This window comes from Pseudazoarcus pumilus (assembly GCF_002872475.1).
Classification (GTDB): domain Bacteria; phylum Pseudomonadota; class Gammaproteobacteria; order Burkholderiales; family Rhodocyclaceae; genus Pseudazoarcus; species Pseudazoarcus pumilus.
The window spans coordinates 1979659-2005959 of sequence record NZ_CP025682.1 but is presented as its reverse complement, the minus strand read 5'-3'; the positions used below and the strand labels follow the sequence as shown (position 1 = coordinate 2005959).

The 26301-nt window shown below is 66.1% G+C and carries 25 protein-coding genes and 1 tRNA gene; 15 read left to right on the top strand and 11 right to left on the bottom strand.

Features of this window, described 5'->3' with window-relative positions; translation table 11 throughout:
* Positions 1–4: 4 nt before the first annotated feature.
* The 6 genes from C0099_RS09655 to C0099_RS09630 all read left to right on the top strand — a co-directional run bounded on the left by C0099_RS09655 (position 5) and on the right by C0099_RS09630 (position 5307).
* Positions 5–733 carry a hypothetical protein gene (locus tag C0099_RS09655; protein ID WP_199797590.1) on the top strand — a complete coding sequence of 243 codons (729 nt, stop codon included), beginning with the start codon at positions 5–7 and terminating at the stop codon, positions 731–733.
* Positions 730–1386, top strand: coding sequence for a phosphoribosylglycinamide formyltransferase (purN, locus tag C0099_RS09650; RefSeq protein WP_102247237.1), 657 nt, complete (start codon positions 730–732; stop codon positions 1384–1386). The genes C0099_RS09655 and purN overlap by 4 nt, the downstream gene beginning before the upstream one ends.
* Positions 1387–1403: 17 nt before the next feature.
* Positions 1404–2144 carry a DUF3108 domain-containing protein gene (locus tag C0099_RS09645; RefSeq protein WP_164084899.1) on the top strand — a complete coding sequence of 247 codons (741 nt, stop codon included), beginning with the start codon at positions 1404–1406 and terminating at the stop codon, positions 2142–2144.
* Between the two features lie 2 nt (positions 2145–2146).
* Positions 2147–3481, top strand: coding sequence for an RsmB/NOP family class I SAM-dependent RNA methyltransferase (locus tag C0099_RS09640; RefSeq protein ID WP_102247235.1), 1335 nt, complete (start codon positions 2147–2149; stop codon positions 3479–3481).
* On the top strand, positions 3471–4040 hold the full coding sequence (locus C0099_RS09635) for a phospholipase D family nuclease (RefSeq protein WP_102247234.1): 570 nt from the start codon (positions 3471–3473) through the stop codon (positions 4038–4040). The genes C0099_RS09640 and C0099_RS09635 overlap by 11 nt, the downstream gene beginning before the upstream one ends.
* Positions 4041–4137: 97 nt before the next feature.
* Positions 4138–5307, top strand: a complete 1170-nt coding sequence (locus C0099_RS09630; protein ID WP_102247233.1) for a DesA family fatty acid desaturase — start codon at positions 4138–4140, stop codon at positions 5305–5307.
* A gap of 60 nt (positions 5308–5367) precedes the next feature.
* Here the strand turns inward: C0099_RS09630 and queD are convergent, their stop codons facing one another.
* Both queD and C0099_RS09620 read right to left on the bottom strand, forming a co-directional pair.
* Positions 5368–5820, bottom strand: a complete 453-nt coding sequence (gene queD, locus C0099_RS09625; protein ID WP_102247232.1) for a 6-carboxytetrahydropterin synthase QueD — start codon at positions 5818–5820, stop codon at positions 5368–5370.
* A gap of 125 nt (positions 5821–5945) precedes the next feature.
* Complete coding sequence (locus C0099_RS09620) at positions 5946–6248, bottom strand: helix-turn-helix domain-containing protein (RefSeq protein WP_102247231.1); 303 nt, start codon at positions 6246–6248, stop codon at positions 5946–5948.
* Positions 6249–6497: 249 nt separating this feature from the next.
* Here C0099_RS09620 and C0099_RS09615 point away from each other — a divergent pair, with 249 nt between their 5' ends.
* Positions 6498–7721 carry an aspartate kinase gene (locus tag C0099_RS09615; protein WP_102247230.1) on the top strand — a complete coding sequence of 408 codons (1224 nt, stop codon included), beginning with the start codon at positions 6498–6500 and terminating at the stop codon, positions 7719–7721.
* A 49-nt stretch (positions 7722–7770) separates the two neighbouring features.
* Positions 7771–7863, top strand: a tRNA-Ser gene (locus C0099_RS09610).
* Between the two features lie 37 nt (positions 7864–7900).
* On the opposite strand, the gene C0099_RS09605 is transcribed toward C0099_RS09610, so the two are convergent.
* From C0099_RS09605 to C0099_RS09595, 3 genes are all read right to left on the bottom strand, one after another.
* Positions 7901–9367 (bottom strand): ABC transporter substrate-binding protein, encoded by a 1467-nt coding sequence (locus tag C0099_RS09605; RefSeq protein ID WP_102247229.1) that lies wholly within the window; start codon positions 9365–9367, stop codon positions 7901–7903.
* A 105-nt stretch (positions 9368–9472) separates the two neighbouring features.
* Complete coding sequence (locus C0099_RS09600) at positions 9473–11194, bottom strand: ABC transporter substrate-binding protein (RefSeq protein ID WP_102247228.1); 1722 nt, start codon at positions 11192–11194, stop codon at positions 9473–9475.
* Between the two features lie 96 nt (positions 11195–11290).
* Entirely contained in the window at positions 11291–14215 is a 2925-nt protein-coding gene (locus C0099_RS09595) for an EAL domain-containing protein (protein ID WP_102247227.1), read from the bottom strand.
* 188 nt (positions 14216–14403) lie between these two features.
* On the opposite strand from C0099_RS09595, the gene C0099_RS15865 reads away from it, so the two are divergent.
* Positions 14404–14676 carry a hypothetical protein gene (locus tag C0099_RS15865; protein ID WP_123785237.1) on the top strand — a complete coding sequence of 91 codons (273 nt, stop codon included), beginning with the start codon at positions 14404–14406 and terminating at the stop codon, positions 14674–14676.
* Here C0099_RS15865 and fghA read toward each other — a convergent pair.
* From fghA to C0099_RS09570, 5 genes are all read right to left on the bottom strand, one after another.
* Positions 14613–15461 carry an S-formylglutathione hydrolase gene (gene fghA, locus C0099_RS09590; RefSeq protein WP_173768953.1) on the bottom strand — a complete coding sequence of 283 codons (849 nt, stop codon included), beginning with the start codon at positions 15459–15461 and terminating at the stop codon, positions 14613–14615. The two genes, C0099_RS15865 and fghA, sit on opposite strands and share 64 nt — an antisense overlap.
* A gap of 68 nt (positions 15462–15529) precedes the next feature.
* The gene (locus C0099_RS09585; protein ID WP_102247226.1) at positions 15530–16642 is read right to left on the bottom strand and encodes an S-(hydroxymethyl)glutathione dehydrogenase/class III alcohol dehydrogenase; all 1113 of its coding nucleotides are present in this window, start codon (positions 16640–16642) and stop codon (positions 15530–15532) included.
* A gap of 66 nt (positions 16643–16708) precedes the next feature.
* Positions 16709–18202 carry a CoA-acylating methylmalonate-semialdehyde dehydrogenase gene (locus C0099_RS09580; protein ID WP_102247225.1) on the bottom strand — a complete coding sequence of 498 codons (1494 nt, stop codon included), beginning with the start codon at positions 18200–18202 and terminating at the stop codon, positions 16709–16711.
* A gap of 54 nt (positions 18203–18256) precedes the next feature.
* Positions 18257–19321, bottom strand: coding sequence for an AI-2E family transporter (locus C0099_RS09575; RefSeq protein WP_102247224.1), 1065 nt, complete (start codon positions 19319–19321; stop codon positions 18257–18259).
* A 71-nt stretch (positions 19322–19392) separates the two neighbouring features.
* Entirely contained in the window at positions 19393–20196 is an 804-nt protein-coding gene (locus C0099_RS09570) for an outer membrane protein assembly factor BamD (protein WP_102247223.1), read from the bottom strand.
* A gap of 13 nt (positions 20197–20209) precedes the next feature.
* Between C0099_RS09570 and rluD the strand changes: the two genes are divergently transcribed.
* A complete protein-coding gene (rluD, locus tag C0099_RS09565) occupies positions 20210–21172 on the top strand; it encodes a 23S rRNA pseudouridine(1911/1915/1917) synthase RluD (protein ID WP_265734819.1) in 963 nt (320 codons plus the stop codon).
* Positions 21169–21918 (top strand): peptidoglycan editing factor PgeF, encoded by a 750-nt coding sequence (pgeF, locus tag C0099_RS09560; RefSeq protein WP_102247221.1) that lies wholly within the window; start codon positions 21169–21171, stop codon positions 21916–21918. The genes rluD and pgeF overlap by 4 nt, the downstream gene beginning before the upstream one ends.
* Here pgeF and C0099_RS09555 read toward each other — a convergent pair.
* Positions 21843–22130: a hypothetical protein gene (locus C0099_RS09555; protein ID WP_332870247.1), complete on the bottom strand. Its 288-nt coding sequence runs from the start codon at positions 22128–22130 to the stop codon at positions 21843–21845. The two genes, pgeF and C0099_RS09555, sit on opposite strands and share 76 nt — an antisense overlap.
* A 36-nt stretch (positions 22131–22166) precedes the next feature.
* Here C0099_RS09555 and C0099_RS09550 point away from each other — a divergent pair, with 36 nt between their 5' ends.
* The 4 genes from C0099_RS09550 to phaR all read left to right on the top strand — a co-directional run bounded on the left by C0099_RS09550 (position 22167) and on the right by phaR (position 26274).
* Positions 22167–23831: a PHA/PHB synthase family protein gene (locus C0099_RS09550; RefSeq protein WP_408634100.1), complete on the top strand. Its 1665-nt coding sequence runs from the start codon at positions 22167–22169 to the stop codon at positions 23829–23831.
* Positions 23832–23897: 66 nt separating this feature from the next.
* Positions 23898–24638: an acetoacetyl-CoA reductase gene (phbB, locus tag C0099_RS09545; RefSeq protein ID WP_102247220.1), complete on the top strand. Its 741-nt coding sequence runs from the start codon at positions 23898–23900 to the stop codon at positions 24636–24638.
* 197 nt (positions 24639–24835) lie between these two features.
* Positions 24836–25576, top strand: coding sequence for a beta-ketoacyl-ACP reductase (gene phbB, locus C0099_RS09540; protein ID WP_102247219.1), 741 nt, complete (start codon positions 24836–24838; stop codon positions 25574–25576).
* A gap of 122 nt (positions 25577–25698) precedes the next feature.
* Positions 25699–26274, top strand: coding sequence for a polyhydroxyalkanoate synthesis repressor PhaR (gene phaR, locus C0099_RS09535; protein ID WP_102247218.1), 576 nt, complete (start codon positions 25699–25701; stop codon positions 26272–26274).
* The last annotated feature ends 27 nt before the right edge of the window (positions 26275–26301 follow it).

Sequence of the window (26301 nt, the reverse complement as noted above, 5' to 3'; positions counted from 1 at the left end):
GCGCATGAATCCGAATTCCCCGACGGCCCCGTCCCGACGCGCCGCGCTGGCTCTGCTGGCCGGCGTGCTGCTGCTCGGCGGCTGCACGGTGCGCGGTACCTCGCCGGGCGCGCAACAGAAGACGCGCCTGCACGAGCAGCTCATCAAGACCGATTTCGACCACTATGCCGAGGCCACGCAGCGGCGTCTGTTCGTGAGCCTGCGCCGGCTCGCCCGCAAGCTGTACCTGCGCAATCCGCGCGAGTGGCGCAAGAGCGCCGACTTGCTCGACGAGGCGATGGCCACGATCTTCAGTTTCGATCACGGCTGGCGTTTCGACGAACTGGACAATCGGCGCGACATCGCCGCGCTCATGCTGGCCTTCGAGCCCGATTTCGCGGGCGATCGCGTCAAGGCCTTCATCGTCGGCCTGTCGAGCATGGTGCAGACCGCCTTCGGCAACCAGGTGGGCTTCTACATGCTCAATGAACTCGAGCCGCAGGCGTTCTACAATGCGGCGCGCAACGTCGAGATTGCGGCCTGGAAGCTTGCCACCGCGCGTGCGGACGACGGCACACCATTGCTGTTGTCCAACGAGATGGGAGAGATCATCAACCTCAGTTTCGAGCGCGAGTTCGGGCGCATCATCGGCATTCTCGAAACCCTGACCGACGTGGTCGAGATCAAGACCGAGCGCGCGGTCGTGCGCATCGTGCAGAACCTGGCAACCGCGGTGTTTTTGCCCATTCCATGAACTCTTCATCCGATCCGACCCCGGCCGTGGTGCTGATGTCCGGCCGTGGCAGCAATCTCGACGCGATCGTGCGTGCGGCCATCCCCGGGCTCGACATCCGTGCCGTGATCTCGAACCGGCCGGATGCAGGCGGGCTCGCCCTGGCGCGCGACCACGGGCTGCACGCCGAGGTCGTGGATGCGAGCGGCTTCGCCACGCGAGAGGCCTTCGACGCGGCGCTGGACCGGGCCGTGGACGCCTTCTCGCCGCGTCTGGTCGTGCTCGCCGGATTCATGCGCATTCTCGCCGCCGATTTCGTGCGCAAGCACGCAGGGCGCATGCTCAACATCCACCCGTCGCTGCTGCCCTCATTCACGGGGCTGGCGACGCATCGCCGCGCGATCGAAGCCGGCGTGCGCCTGCACGGCGCGACGGTGCATTTCGTGACGCCTGAACTCGACGCCGGGCCGATCGTCATACAGGCTGCAGTGCCGGTGCTGCCCGACGACGACGAGTCCACTCTCGCCGCGCGTGTGCTCGCGCAGGAACACCGCATCTATCCACAGGCCGTGCGCTGGTTCGTTGCCGGCCGACTGTCGCTGCAAGACGGTCGGGTCTGCCTGAACGGCGCGACCGCCCCCGAGGGCGGATTCATCTGTCCGCAACCCGAATGACTTCAGGAGTTTTCATCGTGACGCGATTCCTTCGCCTCGCCCTTGCCGCCTTCGTCGTGAGCTTGCCGTGCGTGAGTCCTGCGCTGGCCGCGCCGTGGCCCGCCGACGGTCGCATCGTCTATGAAGTGCTGCGTGGCGAGGACGGCATGAAACTGGGCGAGGGCGTGCATCAGTGGCATCACGAAGATGGCCGCTACGAGATGAGCGTGGAGCTCGAGACCACCGGGCTCGCCGCGGTGTTCGTCGATTTCCGCTATGTGCAGCGCAGCCGGGGCGAAGTCACGGCCGACGGGCTGCGCCCCGAGCTGTTCACGGTGGATCAGCGCGGGCGCGAACGCGAGAGCGCGAGCTTCGACTGGGAGGCCGGGTCGGTGCTGATCCAGCGCCGCAAGGGTCGCAAGGAGAGTTTCGGGATCGAGTCGGGTGACCTGGACGTGCTCAGTGTGTGGCATCTGGCCAGCCTGCGCGACGGCCGTCTGCCCGAGCGGCTGACCCTGGTGACCAATCGCAAGGCCGCCGAGACCGATCTGAGCGTGATCGGCGACGAAACCGTGGAGCTGCCGGTGGGGCGTATCGACACCGTGCATGTGCGCCTCAAGGCGCGCTCGGGCAAGCTCTCCATCGATCTGTGGCTGTCGAAGGCGCACGGGCTGGCTCCGCTTCGCGTGCTGATGCAGGACGACAAGGGCCAGGTCCTTGATCAGCGGGCGATCGAGGTGCGCGTCGACGGCGCGCCTGTACTCGCCGTGCGGGGTTGAACATGAGTGCCAAACGAAAGTCCGATTCCGCCTCCCGTGGCCGCACGGGCAGGGCGCGTGCGGCCACGGGCACGCAGGTCGTGCGTGGACCGCTGGCCCATGCCGCAGCCGTGCTCGGCGAAGTGCTGAGTTTCGAGTACCCGGCCGATGCGGTGCTCTCGCGCTATTTTCGCGAGCATCGCGAACTGGGGCATCGCGACCGCGGCATCGTCGCCGAGAGCGTTTACGGCATCCTGCGCCGCCTGCGCTGGCTGCGCGCGACGGTTGGGGAGGATGCCAGCCCGCGTCAGCTTCTGCTGGCCTGGCTGGCGCGTTGCGAAGGCTGGTCTGCGCGGCGTTTCGAAGGCCTGGCCTCGGAGACCGAACTGGCCTGGATCGCGGGGTTGCGCGCGCTCGAGCCGGCGCAACTCACGCTCGGCGTGCGTACCGACCTGCCCGACTGGCTGGTCGAGCGCCTGCGCGCGTCCATGAATGAAGAACAACTGGTTGCGCTGGCCGCAGGATTGAACCGGCCGGCACCGCTGGACTTGCGGGTGAATCGGGTGCGCAGCTCGCGCGATGCGCTGCTGGCCGAGCTCAACGATTCGGGCGTTGTCGCCACGGCGTGCCCGTATTCGCCGCACGGGCTGCGTCTGGCCGAAAAGCCGGCCTTGCAGAAGCATGCACGCTTTCTCGACGGATCGTTCGAGGTGCAGGACGAAGGCAGCCAGTTGCTGGGCTTTCTGGTGCAGCCGCGCCGCGGCGAGCTGATCGTCGATTTCTGCGCCGGTGCGGGCGGCAAGACGCTGCATCTGGGCTCCATGATGCGCTCGACCGGACGGCTGTACGCCTTCGACGTGTCCGAGCGCAGGCTGGCCCAGCTCAAGCCGCGCGCGGCGCGTGCCGGGCTGTCCAACGTGCATCCGGCGGTGATCGCCCACGAGCGCGACGCGCGCGTCAAGCGTCTGGCCGGCAAGGCCGACCGCGTGCTGGTCGACGTGCCGTGCAGCGGACTGGGCACGCTGCGGCGCAACCCGGACCTCAAGTGGCGTCAGTCGCCGCAGTCGGTGGTCGAGATGGTCGAGCGCCAGTCGGCCATTCTCGCCGCGGCCGCCACGCTGGTGCGTCCGGGCGGGCGTCTGGTGTATGCCACCTGCAGCCTGCTCGCCGAGGAGAACGACGACGTGGTCGATGCCTTCGCCAGGGCGCATCCGCAGTTTCGCGCGCTCGACGCGGGCGAGGTTCTGCGCCGCCAGGGGATCGAACTCGATGCCGGTGAGCGTCTGCGCCTGCTGCCTCACCTGCATGACACTGACGGCTTCTTCGCCGCCGTGTTCGAACGTAGCGATGCTGCGTGATCGCCTGCTGGCCGCGCTGGTGCTGGCTCTGCTCGGCGGTCCGGCGCCCGCCAGCGAGGTCGTGCCGGCCAAGGGCAGCATCGAGATCGCGTTCTCGCCGACCGACGACCCGGAAGCGCTGATCATCGGCGCGATCGACGCGGCACACTCCGCGCTGCTGGTGCAGGCCTATGTGTTTACCAGCCGCAACATCGCCGGTGCGCTGGTGCGGGCCCACCAGCGCGGCGTGCGTGTCGAGGTGCTCGCCGACGCGAAGATGAATGCGCGCGACAAGGGCAATGCCATCCCGCTGCTGCTCGAGGCCGGCATCCCCGTGGCCTTCGAGACGGCGTTCGCCGCCGCCCACAACAAGGTGCTGATCGTCGATGCCGATGGACCTGGCTGCGCACTGCTGACGGGCTCTTACAATTTCACCTGGTCGGCACGCAACCGAAACGCCGAGAACGTACTCCTACTGAAAGACAATTGCGAACTCGCGCGCATCTACCGCGCGAACTGGTTGCGCCACCGCGAACAGGCCACCGCGGTGAAGCGTCTGCCTTTCAATCCGGGCCCCTGATGGCTTCACTCCGCCGTCCGTTCGTCTCCTGGCCTTAGATTCGCGCGCGTTCATCGCGTATAGTCAACACGTTGTAATCCAAGAGGTTTCGCCACGCATGTACAGCGGTCTGTTCGATCTTCCCTGGTGGGGCTACGTGCTCGTCGCGCTTGCGCTGACGCACGTGACCATCGTGGCCGTCACGGTCTATCTGCATCGCCACCAGGCGCATCGCGCCCTCGAGTTGCATCCGATTCCGAGTCATTTCTTCCGCTTCTGGCTGTGGCTGACCACCGGCATGGTCACCAAGGAATGGGCCGCCATCCATCGCAAGCATCACGCCAAGTGCGAGACCGAGGACGATCCGCACAGCCCGCAGGTCAAGGGCATCCGCAAGGTGCTGTGGGAAGGGGCGGAGCTGTATCGTGAAGAGGCCAAGAACGAGGAGACGCTCGCGCGCTACGGTCACGGCACGCCCGACGACTGGCTCGAACGCAATGTCTATCGCCACTCCGTGCTTGGCGTGTCGATCATGCTGGTCATCAACCTGATCCTGTTCGGCCCGCTCGGTCTGACGATCTGGGCGGTGCAGATGCTGTGGATCCCGTTCTGGGCCGCCGGCGTCGTCAATGGCCTGGGTCACTACTGGGGCTACCGCAATTTCGACTGCGCCGATGCCGCGACCAATCTCGTGCCCTGGGGCATCCTGATCGGCGGCGAGGAGCTGCACAACAACCATCACAGTTTCGCCACGTCGGCCAAGCTGTCGGCCAAGTGGTACGAATTTGACATCGGCTGGATGTACATCCGCATCCTCGAGATGCTGGGGCTCGCCAAGGCACGTCGCGTGATTCCGACGCCGCGCTTCACCGAGGCCAAGAGCGTGGTCGACCTGGACACGCTGCAGGCGGTCATCACCCACCGCTACGATGTCATGACCCATTACGTGCGCTCGCTGCGCCAGGTCTGCAGCGAGGAGATCGACCACCTCGCGCGCGCGAGCGGTCGCAAGTTCGACGTCAAGGCGCTGCGCCGGCTGGTGCTCTCGGGCGAAGGTCGCAAGCTCGGCGAGAGCGAACGACATCAGCTGCAAGTCGTGCTGGAGAACAGTCAGGCGCTTGCCACGGTCAAGTCGATGCGTGAGGAACTGAACTCGATCTGGGCGCGCTCGACGGCGTCGAGCGAACAACTGCTACATCAGTTGCAGGACTGGATCGCGCGGGCCGAGCAAAGCGGCATCGAGCAGTTGCAGGAGTTCTCGATGCGCCTGCGTCGTTACGCGATGTAAGGTGGCCGACCGACGAAAAAGCCCGCGAACATCGCGGGCTTTTTCGATTCTGGGCCAGACTCAGGGCATTTCCTCGCGCAGGGCATCGGCCCAGCAATTGGGCGTTTCGTATAGGCGTACCCGTTGCAGCGTCAGGCTGTTGCCGAAGACGTCGCGATAATGCGGATCGAGCAGGCGGAAGGCCTCGATCGCGAGGTTCTCGGCCGTCGGTACGGTGTCGAGCAGCACCGTCTTGTGCCCGGGCAGGGTGGCAAGAAACGCGACGACAGCGGTGTCCTCGCGCCAGGCGAGAAAGGCGTGGTCCCAAAGGTCGACGACGTGGCGCCGGGCGATGGTCTTGACCTCGCCGAAGTCCATCACCATGCCGTTTGCAGGTTCGCCATGCGCGCGCACGACGTCACCCGAGAGCGTCACCTCGAGGACGTAACGATGTCCGTGCAGGTGCCGGCACTGGCTGGCGTGATCCGGAATCCGGTGGCCGGCGTCGAACTCCAGCTTGCGGGTGATGCGCATCGATCTCGATCCGGTAGGACGGGGGCGCGAGTATAGCACTGGCACGCCGCCCGCCCTGCGGCGTCAGCTGAGCCAAAAAAGGGCGCCACCGAAGCGGCGCCCGCAGGCTTCCAGGCCAACCGGGTTCAGCGCGAATTCTTTTCCTTGCGGCGTGCTCGCGCTTCCTTCTTGAGGTTCTTGAAGGTCTCGGGATCGGAGCTCTTGAGATACTCGGCGACCTCGACGTCTTCCTTGCGGATCTTGCTGATATCGATTTGTTCGATATGCACCAGACGCAACAGGGCCTGCACCGGGCGGGGAATGTTGCGGCCGCTCTCGTAGCGGGAGCCGCCGCTCTGGGTGACGCCGATCTTCGACCAGAATTGCGACTGGTTCATGCCGAGCTTGCGGCGGATCTCTCGCACGTCAATCTTGTCGGTAGTCTTCATCGGGAATCCTCGGATGGATTGTCCTGTCATGCGGGTTGCACGTGCAGCCCGGCCAACTTACGACTTTCGTCATAGCGTAATGACAGTATAGTTGAGCATTCGTTTCACATACAAGTGAAAACTGATGTGGCAGTTGCCATGCGATGCGAATTCGTCACACGGTCGCAACTGAGAGCGCGCAAGCTGCAAATTGTTCCGTCAAACGGGTAAAATGCTGGACTTTTGTACCCAGTCAGATTGAGCGCGGCAATGGCACTGATAGTTCAGAAATATGGCGGTACCTCGGTCGGAAGCCCGGACCGGATCAAGAACGTCGCCAGGCGCATCGCGAAGTTCCACCAGCGGGGCGATCAGGTCGTCGTGGCGGTGTCCGCGATGAGTGGCGAGACCAACCGGCTGATCGGCCTCGCCCGAGACATCTCGTCGAACCCGACGCCGCGCGAACTCGACGTCGTGGTGTCCACCGGCGAACAGGTCACCATCGGTCTGCTGTGCATGGCCCTGCACGAGCTCGGCGTTCCGGCCAAGAGTTACACGGGCGGGCAGGTGCGCATTCTCACCGATTCGGCCCACACCAAGGCGCGCATCCTCGACATCAATGATGCGCCGGTTCGCAAGGATCTGGATGCCGGATCGGTGGTCGTAGTGGCCGGTTTCCAGGGTGTCGACGAGCACGGCAACATCACCACGCTGGGGCGTGGCGGCTCCGATACCACCGGTGTGGCGCTTGCCGCGGCTCTGAACGCTGACGAATGCCAGATCTACACCGATGTCGACGGCGTGTACACGACCGACCCGCGCGTCGTGCCCAAGGCGCGCAAGCTCGACAAGGTCACCTTCGAGGAAATGCTCGAACTGGCCAGTCAGGGCTCGAAGATCCTGCAGATCCGTGCAGTCGAGTTCGCCGGCAAGTACAAGGTCAAGCTGCGTGTCCTGTCCAGCTTCGAGGAAGAAGGCGAGGGCACGCTCATCACCGTTGAGGAAGACAGTCAAATGGAACAACCCGTCATCACCGGTATCGCGTTCAGCCGCGACGAAGCCAAGATCACCGTGGTCGGCGCGCCGGACGTGCCCGGCATCGCCTACAAGATTCTCGGCCCGATCGCCGAAGCCAACATCGACGTCGACATGATCGTGCAGAACGTCGGCCACGCAGGCGCCACGGACTTTTCCTTTACCGTCGCGCTCGGCGATCTGGCCAAGGCCAAGAAGGCGCTTGAAGACAACATGTCGCAGTTCAACGCCAAGGCGATCGAGATCGACGACACCATGGCCAAGATCTCGGTGGTCGGCGTCGGCATGCGCTCGCATCCGGGTGTGGCGTCCAAGGTCTTCGAGACGCTCGCCAACGAGCGCATCAACATCCAGATGATCTCCACCTCGGAGATCAAGATCGCCGTGGTCATCGAAGAGAAGTACCTTGAGCTGGCTGCCCGCGTCCTGCACAAGGCCTTCGGTCTCGACCAGGCGTGAATGCGGTTTGACCGGTGGGCGCCAAATCGCTATGATCGCGCCCTTGTCTGGAGACGTGGCCGAGAGGTCGAAGGCACTCCCCTGCTAAGGGAGCAGACGGGCAAAACCTGTCTCGAGGGTTCGAATCCCTCCGTCTCCGCCAGACAAACGAAACGCGCCATTCGGCGCGTTTTTCGTTTTCAGTCCCCTTCGATCTTGCGGCTGGTGCCGGTCATTTCCAGGCGGGCGGTGAGTTCGTTGACGGACAGGCGGTAGCGTATGTGCACGCGGATCGTCGCGCCGTCGGCGCAGGGTTGGTCGAGGGTGCAGCGGCCTTCGGTGTCTCCGGCGCGCAGGCGTGCGGGGGCTTCGGCCAGGCAGCGCTCCACCTGTTCGAGTTGTTCGGGCACGATGGCCGCGTCCAGTGCGGAGGAGACGACCTTTTCGGGTTCGAAGCCGCGCTGGCGGGCGACCGAAGGGCTGACCCAGGTGAAGCGGCGATCGGCCACGTCCAGCGTCCATACGACGTCTTCGACATGTTCGGCGAGCAGGTCGAACTGGCGTCGGGACTCGGCCAGTTCGATCTCGCCGGCCTCGAGCTGGACGCGCGCCTGAGTGAGACGACGGCGGGTGAGCGCGGCGGCGAGGAGGGAGAGCAGCGCCACTAGGAGTGCGCCCGCTGCGAGCCAGGTCATGTGTGAGACGGCCGACGGCGCGATGCTGCGGACCGGCGTGGGGGCGTAGAGAAAACCCTCATCCAGTTCGAACCCGGACGGCAGCATGCCGAGTTCGGCATAGACCTCGGCGATATGGCGCCAGCGCTCGGCGCTCATGTGGCCGAGCGGCACTTCACCCGGCTCCATCAGTCGCGCCTGTTCGGTGGCCTCGAAGCGCAGATGTGCGGCGCTCATCGTGGTGGGATAGCGCTCGACGATCAACTCGATGATCTCGTCCGGATGGGCCAGCGCGTACTGCCAGCCACGCAGGCTGGCCTCGCGGAACGCGGCTACGCGCTCGGGATGCTCGCGCAGTTCGCGCTCGGACGTAAACAGTGTGTCGCCATAGAAATCGATGCCGGCGCTCTGCGGCGAATAGGTCAGGGTATTGAAGCCGCGCTCACGGAAATAGAACAGTTCGTTGGTCGAGTATGCGGAATAGGCGTCGACCCGGCCGTCGATCAGATCCTGCGGGTCGAAGCTGTGTGGAACGAACACGATGTCGTCGTGAACGCCTTCACGGCGCAGCAGCGCGCGCAGTTCTTCCGCACCGGACTCGAGCATCACGCGCAGCCCGGCCAGGCCGGAGATGCTCTGCGCCGGGCTGTCGAGTGGCACCACCAGCACATAGGGTGAGTGCTGATGTGTCGTGGCCAGCACGACCACCGGCAGGCCGCGCGCGCGCTCGAGCAGCAGACTGCTGGAGCTGACTCCGAAGTGCGCGTCGCCCCGGGTGATGATCTCGGCGACGCTGACGTCCTGCTCGGCCTCACGGATGGTCACATCCAGGCCGGCTTCGGTGTAGAAGCCCTTCTCGCGCGCGGCGTAGTAGCCGGCGAACTGGAAGGCATGCGTCCATTGCAGTTGTAGTGTCACCGCCTCGTGCTGCGCAGCGGCCTGGGCGGGCATCAGGCACAGCGTGACGAGCACACCTAGGAACAGTCGCATCATGGCGGGTCCGCGAGGCCGATAATGCAAACATGATAAGCCGGTTCGGGCCGCAGGGGAGAGGGGCGTGTGGCGCGGCGCTCGCGTGGTCTCGTGTCGGGCAACGCTTCAGCGGGACGTCTGCGCCCGCCCGCCAAGCCACTGCGGGTAGCGCAGGCCCAGGCGCAGGATGACCAGTCGCGCGGCGACCATCGCGGCAATGGCGAAGAGCATCGCCGCGTACACCGGCCAGGGTGAGCGCTCGAAGTGGTTGGCCAGCACCAGCGCGCCCACCAGCAACAGGCCACCGAAGATCGCCACCTCCTCGTAGATGACGCCCTTGAGCGTGGCCGGTTCGCGGTTGATGACGATCTCGCGCAGCACGCCGCCTCCCGCGCAGGTCATCGCCGCGCAGAACGGCGCCCAGTACCACGGCATGTCGTGGGCGATGGCGATGGTCGCGCCACTGGCCGCGAGCACCGAGAAGCCGATCACGTCGGTCCAGTGCTTGACGCGCGTGAAGCTGCGCGTGCGATGGATGTCGGGGCGAATCGCGGTGAGTGCCGTGGCGGCGACCACGACCAGCAGAATGCCGGCCGGATAGGCCGGGTCGGTGATGTAGAACAGCGGCTGGCGCTCGCCACCGATGAGCAGGTCGCGCAGCGTGCCGCCGCCCAGGCCGGAGAGAAAGGCCAGGATCAGCCGACCGTAGAAGTCGTAGCCGCGATTGACCGCCTCGAGCGCGCCCGACAGCGCGAAGGTCATTACGCCAAGCAGCACCAGCCACTGAAACAGCGCCATGTCGAGAACGCTGCGGGCGTAGTGCTGGGTAGCGGTGCTGAGCAGCCGCTCGCGTCCATCCAAGGCCTGTAGCGCATTCCACACTGCATGGGTCCACAGCCGGTCTGGCGGTGCGGCACCGTCGCCGCGGTCGATGTGTTCGCGAGCGATCTCGAAAGCTGCCAGATCGAACATCCCGAAACGATCGTCGTCGGGCACCAGCGCGAGCACGGTCTCCAGCATGTGGCGCTGCGCTTCGCGCTCCAGCCCGGTGCCGATGCGCATCACGGTCTCGACGGCGAGCGTGGGCGCGATACGCGCTTCGTGCCAGCCCTGGCGGGTGGCCCGGACGAAACGCGCCAGCGCGTCGACGAAGGCCGGGTCGTCGAGGCGCCGGGCGTCGACATACAGGCCGTCCTCGATGTGGGGCAGGCCGAAGCTCTCGGGGCTGACGACCAGCAGGTCATCCTCGGGGATGCCGGCATCGAGGAGGCGCCAGTACTCGTTGTACGTCATCACGGTGGCGCAGGGCACGGATCCATCGATCAGATCTGCGCCGTCGGGGCGCTGCGTGACCCGTTCGACGTCGCCCGGCGCGAACCCGAGCCGACGAACCATCTCGGCGACGACGGCCTCGTCGCCGATGTTCCACACGCCGACGCGACGCCCGACCATGTCCTGCGCGCTCAGTACGCCTGCGCTCATGCGGCACACGACGGCCAGCGCCGAACCGGAGAAGATCTGCCCCACGTTGGTGACGGGGCGATCAGGCGTGCTGCGTTCCCACGCATTGTCCAGCCACGCGATCGCGATGTCTGCCTTGCCGGTCTGCAGACGTTCGACCGGATCGATGCCGGGCCCGCCCTCGATAAACTGCACGTCCAGCCCTTCGGCTTCGAAGTGGCGTCGCGCATGGGCGACGTAGAGGCCGGTGAACTGGCTTTGGTGATGCCATTGCAACTGCACGCGCAGGTGCTGGCGTTCCGTTGCCGTGGCGTCGGCCGAGAGCAGCAGACACAACAACGGGATGCAGCTCAGCCAGTGCCTGATGTGGCGCAGCGCTCCGGTCATTCGTGTCTCGTCCTCCAGCGGGGGTGCGCTCGCGCACGACGGTGCCGTAAGAGTCTCTCAACGGCTCGCGTACACGTCAATGCGCAATTGCCGGTGTCAGCCCGAGGTGACGGGAACGGTCAGCGTGCGCGCGCTGCGCAGCAGTTCGGCGAAGGCCTGCGGGGGCAGGGCGGGGCTGAAGTAGTAGCCCTGGATCTCGTCGCAATCCTGGCGGTGCAGGAAGTGCAACTGGGCGAGGTTCTCGACGCCTTCGGCGACCACGCGCAGCCCCATGCGGTGCGCCAGTGCGATCACCGAACTGGCGATGGTGGCGGCGCTGGGATCGGATTCGAGGTTGCTGATGAAGCTGCGGTCGATCTTGAGCAGATCGACGGGGAAACGGTTCAGATAGGCCAGGCTGGAATAGCCCGTACCGAAGTCGTCGATGGCCAGACGCACGCCCAGCGACTTGAGCAGGTGCAGTGCGACCGCTGCCTCCTCCGGGCTTTCCATGACGGTGGTTTCGGTCAGCTCGATCTCCAGATCCTCGGCTTCCAGCCCGGTACGCGCGAGTACTTCGGATATCTGGTCCGGAAGTCCGCGCTGCTGCAGTTGCAGCGGCGAGATGTTGACCGCTACCGGAATGCGTGGCAGCCCCGCTTCCTGCCAGCGGCGGTTCTGCTTGCAGGCCTCGTTGAGCACCCATTGCCCGAGCGGATGGATCAGGCCGCTTTCCTCGGAGATGCGGATGAAGCGCTCGGGCGGAATGTACTCGAGCGTCTCCGGATGACGCCAGCGTGCGAGTGCCTCGGCGCCGATGACGCGCCCCGTTCGCAGGTCGATGCGCGGCTGATAGTGCAGTTCCAGGCGGTTGGTCTCGAGCGCCATGCGCAGCGCCGATTCGAGCGCCAGGCGCGACTGCGCATCGGCGTTGAGCGCCGGCGTGTAGAACATCAGCGGCGTGCTGCCCTCATGCTCGGCCTGGTGCAAGGCCATGCTGGCCGAGGTAAGTAACTGGTCTAGGGTCTCGCCGTCGTCGGGCAGGATCGCGATGCCCGCATGCAGCGTCGGCTGCAACACGTGTTCGTCCACGTACAGGGGCTTGCGCAACTCGTGCAGGATGGTGGTGGCGCGCTCGGAAACTTCGGCACTGTCGCCGATCCGGTCGAGGATCACTGCGAATTCGCTGCCCGACAGGCGCGAGACGGAGTCGGTTTCGCGTGTCGCATGCGTCAGGCGATTGGCGATCTCGCACAGCAGGCGGTCGCCGATTTCGTGCCCGAGGCTGTCGTTGAGCCGCTTGAAATGACGGATTCCGAGCGCGACCAGCGCCAGGCGGGAACCGCGCTTGCGCGCCGCCGAGCGCGCCTCGCCGAAGCGCTGGTTGAGCAACGCGCGGTTGGGCAGGCGCGTGAGCGGGTCGTAGGACGAGATGAAGTCCAGCCGCGCCTCGATGCGCTTGCGCTCGGAAATGTCGTGCTGGATGCTGATGAAGTGGATGATCTTGCCGGTGCTGTCGCGGATTGGGCTGATCGACACCGCCTCCCAGTACAACTCGCCGTCCTTGCGCCGGTTGAGCAGCTCGCCCTTCCAGGCCTTGCCCGCCTGCAGCGTCTCCCACAGGCCCTGGTAGTGCGCGGGCGGCGTGTAGCCGGACTTGAGGATACCCACATGACGGCCGCGCACCTCGTCGGCGTCGTAGCCGCTGGTGAGCGTGAACTGCGGATTGGTGTATTCGACGATGCCGCGCTCGTCGGTGATGATGACCGAGCTGACGCTGTGCTCGATGGCGGTGCCGAGTTTGCGCAGCTCGGCCAGCGCCGACTCGCGCTCGCGCTCGGCGGCGGCGAGCGATTCGCGCATGTGTTCGAAGCCGCGTGCGAGGCGCCCGAATTCGTCGTCGCCAGCGGCGACGACGTGCGGTGACAGGTCTCCGGCGGAGATCGCCGCGGCGGCGCGCTCGAGCGCGCCGAGCGGGCGCAGCACGCGACGGTGGATGAGCACCACGGCGAAGCCAAAGGCGACGATCAGCGCGCCCAGAGCGAGCAGCGACAAGGTCAGCTCGCGGCTGGCCTGCGCGCGCAGCGCGGCGGCCCGGCGGTCGATTTCATCGCCCAGCGTATCCGACAGCGCCAGTACGGCGTCGATGCCGCGCGTGGCGTGGGCGAACCACTCGCCGTCGCTCACCGGATAGGGCTGTCCGCGTTCGCTGGCGGCGAGCACGCCGTCGCGCAGGTCTTCGTAATGGACAAACATATCGGCCCAGAAACGGTCGATCGCGGCCTCGATGCGCGGCGTGCGTTCGAAGTCATCGAGCAGGCCATCGGCACGTTTCCAGCTGTGCAGGATGTTGGCGCGGTAGTGTTCGAGCTCGCGCAACTCGGTCGCGCCCAGCGGCGCCCCGCGCGAGAGCGCCGCGGCGATGATGGCGCGTTCCTGGCCCAGGTGTTCGGCGAGTGTGAACAGCGCGTCGCGGATCAGCGGCTGCACGCTCGCGCTGTCGCCGGCGCCGCCCGGTGCGGGAGAGGCGCTGATGCTGATGGTCTGGTGCAATACGTCGATGAAATGGCTGACCAGCGCGACCCAGCGCTGCGGCGCAACGTCGAGGTCGACCTCGATGCCGGCCAGGCTGGCATCGACGGCCTCGCGGTAGGCCTGCAGTTCGGCGTGCAGGGCGCGAATGCCCGCCAACTGCGAGAGCAGCGGGTGATCGGGCGCGAGGCGGGCGGTATCGCCTGACCCGGCAAGCAGCGAGGCGATGTGGGCATCGACCTCGCTGCGCGCGCCGTCGATGCCCTGAGCCAGGCGCACGGCATCGTCCGTGCGGTGATCCGGTCGCGAGAGCGCGATCGCCGTGATGCCGCGCTCGCGCGCCAGTGCGCCGCTGGCGTGCTGGACGAGGCTGGAGACGCGGTTGCTGTGCTCGAGCCAGTCGATCGCCGTCAGGCGCTCGCGCATCGTGACCACTTCGCGCGCTCCGATGCCCAGCGCGAGCAGGGTCAGCACGGCGATCATCGACAGGAGCAAATGGCGGATCGACATCAGGTTCGGACCCCTCCGGTCGCATACGTACTTCTACGCATGTATTAGAAGTCAAGAACGCATGCACGGGGGCGTCGAGTGCCCGATTCTTGATCGCGGTCAAGCATCGGGCAAATTCGTCGTGTGGCTCAGTTCATGAGCCTGGCGCTGCGCACAATCCGTTGGGTGACACCACACGGGAGACGGACATGAAGCGTGCAAACGGTTTGGCGGGAATAGCGGTGGTCGCGATGGGCGTCGTGTGCATGCCGTTGGCGATGCAGTTGTCGTCGGCGCTGCCGCGGGGGCCGGCCGAAGCGGTGTGGCCGCTGTTCGTGCTCAGCGTATGGGCGGGACTGTTCGCCACCGCCGTGTTGGCGGTAGCGATTGTCGTCGGATGTGCGCGTCTGGCGCGGCTTCAGCGGCGCAGCGCCGCGGCATGGTGGCGCAGATGCTCGTCGATGAAGCTGGCGATGAAATAGTAGCTATGGTCGTAGCCCGGCTGCATGCGCAGCGTCAGCGGATGGTTTGCGCGCTCGCAGGCCTGGGCCAGTCGCTGCGGACGCAGCTGATCCTCGAGGAAGGGGTCGGCCTCGCCCTGGTCGACGAGCAGCGGCAGGCGCTCGGGTGCTTCGGCGATCAGCGCGCAGGTGTCCCACTCGCGCCACGCGGTCTCGTCCTCGCCGAGATAGCCGGTGAAGGCCTTGCGTCCCCACGGGCAGTCGGTGGGGTTGGCGATGGGCGCGAAGGCCGACACCGAGCGGTAACGACCCGGGTTCTTCAGCGCGATCACGAGCGCGCCGTGACCGCCCATCGAGTGTCCCGAGATCGCGCGCGCGTCGCTGACCGGGAAACTGGCTTCGACCAATGTGGGCAGTTCCGACACGACGTAGTCGTACATGCGGTAATGCTTGTCGAAGGGCGCATGCGTGGCGTTGACGTAGAAGCCCGCGCCGTGGCCGAAGTCGTAGCTGCCCTCCGGGTCGTCCGGCACGCCTTCGCCGCGCGGACTGGTATCCGGCGCGACGATGGCGATACCCAGTTCAGCGGCCATGCGCTGCGCGCCGGCCTTCTGCATGAAGTTCTCGTCGGTGCAGGTCAGCCCGGACAGCCAGTACAGCACAGGCACCGGGCCGTGCTCGGCCTGCGGCGGCAGATAGATCGCGAACACCATGTCGCAGCCCAGTGTCGTCGAATGGTGACGAAAGCGCTTGTGCCAGCCGCCGAAGCTGCGGTTGGCGGCGACGGTCTCGAGGGAGATGCTCATGTCGATGGTTCCGTTTGGGTCGTCGTGAATCTGCCGGCCGACGGATCGGCCGGCGGCTCGGGGTGTACTCAGAAGTGGATCACCGAGCGGATGCTCTTGCCTTCATGCATCAGATCGAAGGCGTGGTTGATGTCCTCCAACCCCATGGTGTGGGTGATGAAGGTGTCGAGCGGAATCTCGCCCTTCTGCGCCTGTTCGACGTAGCGCGGCAACTCGGTGCGCCCGCGCACGCCGCCGAAGGCCGAGCCCCGCCACACGCGGCCGGTCACCAGCTGGAAAGGCCGCGTGGAGATCTCCTCGCCGGCACCGGCCACGCCGATGATCACCGACTCGCCCCAGCCCTTGTGGCAGCACTCGAGCGCGGCGCGCATGACCTGCGTGTTGCCGATGCACTCGAACGAATAGTCCACGCCGCCATCGGTCAGGTCCACGATGACCTGCTGGATGGGCGCGTCGAAGTCCTTGGGATTGACGCAGTCGGTGGCGCCGAGCTGGCGCGCGATCTCGAACTTGTCCGGGTTGATGTCGATGGCGATGATGCGCGAGGCCTTGGCCATCACGGCGCCGATGATCGCCGCCAGGCCGATGCCGCCCAGGCCGAAGACCGCCACCGTTGCGCCCGGCTCGACCTTGGCCGTGTTGAGCACCGCACCGATGCCGGTGGTCACGCCGCAGCCGAGCAGGCACACCTTCTCCAGCGGAGCTTCCTTGTTGATCTTGGCCAGCGCGATCTCGGGCAGCACCGTGTATTCCGAGAAGGTGGACGTGCCCATGTAGTGGTGGATGGTCTTGCCGCCGAGCGAGAAGCGGCTGGTGCCGTCCGGCATCAGGCCCTTGCCCTGGGTGGCGCGGATGGCCTGGCACAGATTGGTCTTGCCCGAGGTGCAGAACTTGCACGTGCGGCATTCGGGCGTGTAGAGCGGGATGACGTGGTCGCCCACGGCCACCGAACTGACGCCCGGCCCCACGGCCTCGACGATGCCACCGCCCTCATGGCCAAGTACTGACGGGAAGATGCCCTCGGGGTCTGCTCCCGAGAGCGTGAACGCGTCGGTGTGGCACACGCCACTGGCGACGATGCGTACCAGCACCTCGCCCTGCTTGGGCGCGGCGACGTCGATTTCGGTGATTTCCAGCGGTTTGCCGGCTTCCCAGGCGACTGCGGCGCGGGACTTGATCATGTCTTGTTCTCCTCGAAGCGAAACGGGCGGCGCATGCGCCGCCCGGCGTGCGCAAACTTAACAGTTTCAGCCGTTGCTGGGGAAGGCGAACTGCGCCTTCTCGACGCCACGTACGGCCCAGCGCTGGGTCATGGTCTTGCGCCGCGTGTAAAAGCGCACGGCGTCCGGGCCGTAGGCGTACAGATCGCCGAACAGCGAGCGCTTCCAGCCGCCGAAGCTTTGGCAGGCCACCGGTACCGGCAGCGGCACGTTGATCCCCACCATGCCGACCTGCACGGCGTCGCTGAAGCGGCGCGCCACGGCGCCGTCGCGCGTGAACACGCAGGTGCCGTTGCCGAACTCGTGGGCGTCGATCAGCGCGATCGCCTCGGCCAGATCCTGCACGCGCACGACGGCCAGCACCGGGCCGAAGATCTCGTCCTGATACACGCGCATGTCCGGTCTGACGTGATCGAGCAGGGTGCCGCCGAGGAAAAATCCTTCTTTATGCCCGGCGAGCTTGAAATTGCGTCCGTCGACGACCAGTTCCGCGCCTTCCTCGGCCCCCAGATCGATGTAGCCGCGCACCTTGTCGCGGTGCGGTCCGGTGACCAGCGGGCCCATGTCCAGCCCGCGCTCGGTGCCATTGCCGATGCGCAGGTTCTCGACCTTGGGCTTGAGCCGGCGCACCAGCTCGTCGCCCACTGCATCGCCCACCGCGACCACCACCGAGATCGCCATGCAGCGTTCGCCGCAGGAGCCGTAAGCCGCGCCCATGATGGCGTTGACGGCGTTGTCCAGATCCGCGTCGGGCATCACCACGGCGTGGTTCTTGGCGCCGCCGAGCGCCTGCACGCGCTTTCCGTGTGCAGTGCCGGTGGTGTAGATGTACTCGGCCACCGGGGTGGAGCCGACAAAGCTCACGGCCTTGACGCGCGGGTCGGTGAGCAGCTTGTCGACCGCTTCCTTGTCGCCGTTGACGACGTTGAACACCCCCGGCGGCAGGCCGGCTTCGGTGAGCAACTCGGCGAGGATCAGCGAGGCCGAGGGCACCTTCTCGGACGGCTTGAGGATGAAGGTGTTGCCGCAGGCCAGCGCCATCGGGAACATCCACATCGGCACCATCGCCGGAAAGTTGAACGGCGTGATGCCGGCGACCACACCCAGCGGCGGGAATTCGGACCAGGAGTCGATGTCCGGGCCGACGTCGCGGCTGTATTCGCCCTTGAGGAACTCCGGCGCACCGCAGGCGTATTCGACCACCTCGATGCCGCGTGCCAGCTCGCCGTGCGCGTCTTCCCACACCTTGCCGTGTTCGGCCACGATGGCTTCGACCACGCGGTCGGCGTTCTTCTCCAGGAGTTCCTTGTACTTGAACAGGATGCGCGCGCGCTTGAGTGGCTGGGTCGCACGCCAGGCCGGGAAGGCCGTTTGCGCGGCCGCGATCGTGGCCTCGACGGTGGCGGTCGAAGCCAGCGCGACCTGGTGCGCTGGCGAGCCAGTGGCGGGGTTGAAGACGGGTTGCGTGCGTGTTTCGTCCGCGACGCGCTTGCCGTCGATATAGTGTCCGAGCGTTTCCATCATCGCCTCATTGCACAGGAGGATTGTCGACAGACCACCGCCGCGTAGCGGCGTTCAGGTGCTGCCGTGTTCGGGCGGGGCGGGCCAGGCGCGCAGCACGGCTGCGATCAGCGTCGCCAGCGGAATCGCGAAGAACACGCCCCACAGGCCCCAGATTCCGCCGAAGGTCAGCACCGCGGCGATGATCGCGACCGGATGCAGGTTGACCACTTCCGAGAACAGCAGCGGCACGAGCACGTTGCCGTCGAGGAACTGGATCACCGCGTAGGCGCCGAGTACGTACCAGAAATGCGGCGCCAGCCCGAATTCGAAGTAGGCCACCGCCGCGACTGGAACGGTCACGACCGCCGCGCCGACATAGGGCACGATCACCGACAGGCCGACGAGCAGTGACAGTAGCATCGCGTAGGGCATGCCGAGAATTGCGAAAACCACGTAGGTGACCACCCACACGATCAGGATCTCGATGAACTTGCCGCGCACGTAGTTGCCGATTCCCGCTTCGACGTCGGCCCATACGTGATTTACCAGACTGCGCTCCTGGGGCAGAAACTGCAGGAACCAGGCGACGATGTGCTGCTTGTCCTTGAGCATGAAGAACACCAGCAGCGGCACCAGGATCAGGTACACGAGGAAGGTGATCAGCTGCACCGCCGAAGTCAGCGAGAGCACGACGATGCGCTGGCCGAAGGCGGCGACGTTGTTGCGGATCGACGCGAGCAGGTCAACCACCTGCTGGTCGGAGAAGACCTGTGGATAGCGTTCCGGAAGATGCAATGCGACATCCTGCAGCCGCGCCGCGATTTCCGGCAGTTCGCGCGCAAGCTGTCCGACCTGGCCGGCGAGCAGCGGAATGAGCAGCAGCATGGTGACGACGAACAGCGACAGGAACAGGCTGAACACGAGGATCACGGCCGGCGCGCGTCGCGAACCATGACGTTCCAGGAAGGACACCGCGCCCTCGAGCAGATAGGCGATGATCACGCTTGCGATCAGCGGCGCGAGCAGCCGCCCGGCGAAGATCGCGATGAACACGCCGATCAGCAGGACCAGCGCAAGGATCACGACCTGGGGGTCGGAGAAATGCCGGTTGAACCAGCGCTGCAGGTAGTCGAACATCGATGGTTCGCTCGCTTCGTGCGCGACGGGGGCGTTACGCCCGTTTCCCGCCGGGGTTCAGTCCGCGTTGCTCACCACAGCTGCCACCACGGCTGGTCCGCGTCGGGCCCGCCGCGATAGTAGACGCTGTCGGGGAAGTTCTGGTCGAGCACGCGCTCGGCGTCGTGCGCCAGGTCGTCCATGCCCATTGCCTCGTAGCTGCGCGCCATGATGTACAGCGCTTCCTCGACCGCCGGTGTGTCCGGGTAGTTCTTGATGGCTTCCTTGGAGCGGTTGACCGCTGCGACGTAGGCACCACGCCGGTGGTAATAGCGCGCCACATGCACTTCGTGAGCGGCCAGAGCATTGACCAGATAGCGCATGCGCTGGATCGCGTCCGGCGTGTAGCGGCTCTCGGGGAAGCGCGTGATCAGTTCGCGGAAGGTGTCGTAGGACTGCTGTGCACCCTTGGGGTCGCGCTCGGACAGGTCCTGGTTGGAGATCCAGCCCAGCAGGCCCAGATTCTCGTTGAAGGTCACCAGACCTTTCAGATAAAAGGCGTAATCGACGTAGGGGTGGTTGGGATGCAGGCGGATGAAGCGGTCGGCCGCGGCCAGCGCCAGTTCGGGCTCGTTGGACTTGTAGTAGGCGTAGGCGATTTCGAGTTGGGCCTGCTGGGCGAAACGTCCGTAGGGGTAGCGCGACTCGAGCTTCTCGAGCAGCGTGATCGCGCGCTCGTAGCCACCGCCGTCCATCGCTGCACGTGCCTCGGCATGGATGCGCTGGGCGCTCCAGTCGATGGTCTCGTCGATCTCCTCGGGCAGCAGCCCGCAGCCGGCGGCCAGCACGGCGGTGATAAGGGCTAAACTGCGCAGCAATTGACTCAGTCTCGACATCGAACGAACTCGCGTGAATACATCGGCCGATTATAGCCCACAGCCCCATGCCGTCTTGCGCCGGGACTTCGAGATTCCGGCCGAAATGGGTGGGCAGCGGGTCGACCGGGTGCTCGCGCAGCTGTTTCCCGAACACTCCCGCACGCGATTGCAGGCCTGGTTGCGCGACGGCTACGTGCTCGTCGACGGCGCGGCGCGCGAGGCCAAGCACAAGCTGCGCGGCGGCGAACACCTGAGCGTGGTCGAGCCCGAAGCCGAGCCCCTGGGCGCGGAACTGCCCGAGGACATCCCGCTCGCAGTGCTCTTCGAGGACGCCCACATCCTCGTCCTCGACAAGCCGCCCGGGCTGGTCGTGCATCCGGGCAGCGGCAACCGCAGCGGCACGCTGCTCAATGCGCTGCTGCACCACGCGCCGCAACTCGAGACGGTGCCGCGTGCCGGCATCGTGCATCGCCTCGACAAGGAAACCAGCGGCTTGATGGTAGTGGCCAAGACGCTTGCGGCCCAGACCGCGCTGGTGCGTCAGCTGCAGGCACGTGACGTGGGTCGGCACTATCTGGCGCTGGTGCATGGGGCGCTTGCCGGGCCGGGCAGTGTCGATGCGCCCGTCGGGCGTCATCCGACGCATCGCACGAAGATGGCCGTAATCGAGGGCGGGCGCGAGGCGCGCACGCACTACGTCGTGCGCGAGCGCCTGCGCGCTGCGACTCTGGTCGAATGCCGCCTCGAGACCGGTCGCACGCACCAGATCCGCGTGCACATGGCGAGCATCGGCCATCCGCTCGTCGGCGATCCGGTCTATGGCCGGCGGCGCAGCGGTGATGCGCTGCGCGACGCCTTCGCCCGCCAGGCCCTGCATGCCTTCCGGCTGGCGCTGGTGCATCCGGCCAGTGGTGAGCCCATGCAGTGGGAGGTCGGGCTGCCCGCAGATTTCGCGCATTTGCTCGACGCCTTGCGACGCGAGGCAGGCGCGTGAGGTCGGCCGACTGGATCGTTCCCGACTGGCCGGCGCCGGCGACGGTGCGCGCACTGGTGACCACGCGCAGTGGCGGCGTCAGTACCGGACCCTATGCCGGACTCAATCTCGGCGATCACGTCGGCGACGATCCGGCCCTGGTCGAGTGCAACCGCCGACTGCTCGCCGCACATCTGCCGGCGGAGCCGATCTGGTTGCAGCAGGTGCATGGTACGGCCGTGGCCGATGCCGATGCAGCTGCGCCAGCGGTGCCGGCCGACGCAGCGTTGGCGCGTCGCCCGAGCACGGTTTGCGCGGTGCTCACGGCGGACTGTCTGCCCGTGCTGCTGTGCAATATCCACGGCCGTGTGGTGGCGGCCGCGCATGCCGGGTGGCGCGGGCTCGCAGCCGGCGTGCTGGAGAACACCGTCACGGCGATGGGCGGCGAGCCGCGCGAACTGATGGCCTGGCTCGGACCGGCCATCGGGCCGCAGGCTTTCGAGGTAGGCGACGAGGTGCGCGAGACCTTTCTCGCAGCCGATGGCGCGGCGGCCCAGGCGTTTGAACCGGGCGTGCGCGAGGGCAAGTGGCTGGCCGACCTGTATGCGCTGGCGCGGCTGCGCCTGCGTGCGGCCGGGGTGCCGGCGGTGCATGGTGGCCGATGGTGTACGCTGAGCGATGCGGCGCGCTTTTATTCGTTCCGGCGCGACGGCGTCACCGGGCGATTCGCCTCGCTGATCTGGATCGAGGGCACGGGCGAGGCTTGATCGCCCGTATCGCTGCCACTATCGTCTGGTTCCGGTGCGGGCTCGCGCAGCGCCTTGGCGCGCCTGCGCCCCGGCGTGCCGAAAATCCACAGGAACAGTGCGAGCGGGCCGAGGCCGGCGAAGACGAAGGTCAGCACGCCGCCCACCGGGTTGGGATTGACGATGGCGACCATCGTCACGACGTACATCCAGCCGATTGCGATGAGGTACATGGCCGGGGATTCTACCCGGAGCGGAGGAGGGAATGCGTGGCCGGTGACGGAGGCTGGAACGAGGCATTCGCGGCGCTCGCCGCGGCGCTGCAGCGCGTGATGGCCGTTGGCGGCGCCGAAGCGGTGCAGCTGACCGAACTGCAGCGCGAGTGCGCGACACGCCACGCCGAGCTGTGGCGCACGATGCTGGGCCGTGCGCCGGGCGAGGCCGTCGAGCCGGTGGCGCCGCCGTCGCGTGGCGACCGGCGCTTCTCGACGCCGGAATGGAGCGAGAGCCCCGTTCACGACTATCTGCGTCAGGCCTATCTGATCAACGCCGAGTTCGTATCCGCATGCGCCGCCGCACTGCCCTGCGAAGATGCGCGCGAGAAGGCGCGCATGCAGTATCTGGCCCGCCAGTTCGTCGATGCGCTGGCGCCGTCGAATTTCGCCGCGACCAATCCGGAATTCGTGCGTGCTGCGCTCGAGAGCGAGGGCGAGAGCATCTCGCGCGGCATCGCCAACCTGCTCGCGGATCTCGGTCGCGGGCGCATCTCGATGACCGACGAGAGTGCCTTCGAGGTCGGCCGCGATCTGGCCGTGACGCCGGGCGAGGTGATCTTCGAGAACCGGCTGATGCAACTCATCCAGTACGCACCGGCGACCGCGCAGGTCGCCTCCAAGCCGCTGCTGATCGTGCCGCCCTGCATCAACAAGTACTACATCCTCGACCTGTCGCCCGAGAACTCCTTCGTGCGCTTCGTCGTCGAGCAGGGATTCACGGTATTCATGATTTCGTGGAAGAGCGCCGGCCCCGACGAGGCGCATCTGGGTTGGGACGACTATGTCGAGACTGGCGTGTTCGAGGCGCTGCGCGTGGTGCGCGCCATCACCCGCGTGCGCGAACCCAACGTGCTGGGCTTTTGCATCGGCGGCACCTTGCTCGCCAGCGCGCTCGCCGTGGCCGCTCCGCTGCGGCGCGGGCGCGTCGCTTCGCTCACGCTGATGACGACGCTGCTCGATTTCGAGGAGTCGGGCGAGCTGGGCTGTCTGGTCGACGAGAACGCGGTCGCCGCGCGCGAACGTGCCGCCGCCGAGGGCGCGCCGATGCGCGGCACGGAGCTGGCCGGCGTATTCGCGTCGCTGCGCGCCAACGAGCTGATCTGGCCCTATGTCGTGGGCAATTACCTCAAGGGCGAGCGCCCGCCGGCCTTCGATCTGCTGTACTGGAATTCGGACAGCACCAACCTGCCGGGGCGCTTCGCCGCGTGGTATCTGCGCAACATGTATCTGGACAACGCACTGCGCGATCCTGGCAGGCTGGCTATCCTAGGAGCGGACGTGGATCTGGGGCGCATCGACGCGCCGGCGTATCTGTTCGCGGCGGCGGAGGATCACATCGTGCCGTGGCACGGTGCCTACGCATCGCGTGCGCTGCTCGGCGGAGACACCTGCTTCGTGCTCGGAGCCAGCGGTCACATCGCCGGCGCGATCAACCCGGCCTCGCGCAACCGCCGCAGCTATCGCTGCGACGGCCCCGACACGGACGATGCCGAATCCTGGCTGGCCGGCAGCATCGAGCGGCCGGGAAGCTGGTGGCTGGACTGGGTCGAGTGGTTGCGCGCGCGCAGCGGCCGGTCGGTGGCTGCGCGTACGCCGGGCAACGCGCGTTTCGCGCCGATCGAAGCGGCGCCGGGACGTTATGTGACGGAGCGGACCTGACCGGGTCCGACGAGACGGTCCGCCGGCACGATCGAGCGGACCATGGAAGGCAAGAGGAGACAGCAAATGACACGTGTGGCACTCGTAACCGGCGGCATGGGCGGGCTTGGCGAGGCGATCTGCATCAAGCTCTCGGCGCTCGGTTACCGCGTCGTGACGACGTATTCGCCGTCCAATACCAAGGCCGAGGAATGGCTGCAGAGCATGCAGAACATGGGCTATGGCTTCAAGGGCTTTCAGTGCGACGTGTCGGATTTCGACTCGTGCGGGGCCTGTATCGACGAGGTCACGAAAGCGGTCGGGCCGGTCGATGTGCTGGTCAATAACGCCGGCATCACGCGCGACATGACCTTCCGCAAGATGGGCAAGGCCGACTGGGACGCGGTGTTGCGCACCAACCTCGACAGCGTGTTCAACATGACCAAGCACGTCATCGAGGGAATGATCGAGCGCCGCTGGGGGCGCGTGATCAACGTCTCGTCGGTCAACGGCCAGAAGGGCGCCTTCGGCCAGACCAACTATTCGGCCGCCAAGGCCGGCGTGCATGGCTTCACCAAGGCGCTCGCGCTGGAGACGGCGCGCGCCAGCGTGACCGTCAACACCATCTCGCCGGGCTACATCGGCACCAAGATGGTGACGTCCATCCCGCAGGAGATTCTCGATTCCAAGATCCTGCCGCAGATTCCGCTCGGGCGGCTCGGAAAGCCCGAGGAGATCGCCGGTCTGGTGGCCTATCTGGCCTCCGAGGAGGCGGCCTTCGTGACCGGTGCGAACATCTCGATCAACGGCGGTCAGCACATGTACTGAGCGCTCGGCCAGCTAGGCTGCAGCACCCGACGGCGCCGGCGAGAAATCGCCTGCGCCGTTGCTTTTTGGATACTGCAGTGCAAAACAGAATCTCCTTGTGTTTATAATCGACAGGCACTTATTCGTTGACGCATTGCCGCAATTGAAGCTTGCGCGGTAGACGTCGGCCTTGCATTACCACCCCCAAGGAGATCCATATGACAGCGAAGATCGCACTCGTCACCGGCGGCATGGGCGGACTCGGCACGGCCATCTGTCAGGCGCTGGCCAAGGACGGCTTCACCGTCGTTGCCAACTGCCTGCCCGGCTACGAGGAGAAGGAAGCATGGCTGGCCACGCAGCGTGACCTCGGTTACCGCTTCGCGGCGGCCGAAGGCGACGTCGCCGACTATGATTCCTGCGCGGCCATGGTCGCCAGGGTCGAAGCCGACATCGGGCCGATCGACGTGCTCGTCAACAACGCCGGCATCACGCGCGACAAGTTTTTCCCGAAGATGGAAAAGCAGATGTGGGATGCGGTGATCAACACCAATCTGAACAGCCTGTTCAACGTCACCCACCACATCTCCGCGAAGATGGCTGAGCGCGGCTGGGGTCGCATCATCAACATCTCGTCGGTCAACGGCGTCAAGGGCCAGGCCGGCCAGACCAACTACTCCACGGCCAAGGCCGGCGTGCTCGGCTTCACCAAGGCGCTGGCCGCGGAGTTGGCGACCAAGGGCGTTACCGTCAACGCCATCGCGCCGGGTTACATCGCCACCGAGATGGTCATGGCCATCCGCGAAGACATCCGTCAGGCGATCACCGATTCCGTGCCGATGAAGCGCCTGGGCAAGCCCGAGGAAGTCGGTGCGCTGTGTGCCTACCTGGCCTCGGACATGGCTGGCTACATGACCGGCGCCACGCTCAACATGAACGGTGGCCTGCACATGTGCTGAGTGCCTTTGGCGTGCACTGCGACACGGCCCAAACCCCGCGGATTCGCGGGGTTTTCTTCTTGGCGCGCTATAATCGGCCGCAGTGCAATGCAAATCCGCCGACGCCAAGGAGAACATCCAGCATGGCCGACAAGTCGCGACTCATAAAGAAGTATCCCAACCGCCGCCTGTACGACACACGCACCAGTTCGTACATCACGCTGGCGGACGTCAAAGAGCTGGTGCTCGAGCGCGAGGAGTTCCAGGTGGTCGACGCCAAGTCGGGTGACGACCTCACCCGCGCCATCCTGCTGCAGATCATTCTCGAGGAAGAAGCCGGTGGTTCGCCGATGTTCACCAGCGACCTGCTCGCCCAGATGATCCGCTTCTACGGCAATGCCACGCAGGGCATGATGGGCAAGTATCTGGAGAACAACATCAAGGCCTTCACCGACATGCAGGCCAAGCTGCAGGATCAGGCGCGCTCGCTGTACGGCGACAACAACGCGGTCAGCCACGACCTGTGGGCGCAGTTCATGAATTTCCAGGGGCCGGCGCTCAACAGCGTGATGGGCGCCTATCTGGAACAAAGCCGCAAGATGTTCGAGCAGATGCAGGAACAGATCGACAGTCAGACGCGCAGCATGTTCACCGGCTTTACGTTCCCGAACTACGGCCAGCGAGCGCAGGACGACGAGTCCGGCGACAAGAAGAAGTGAATCCCGCCGGCCGTGGCCGGCAATAGA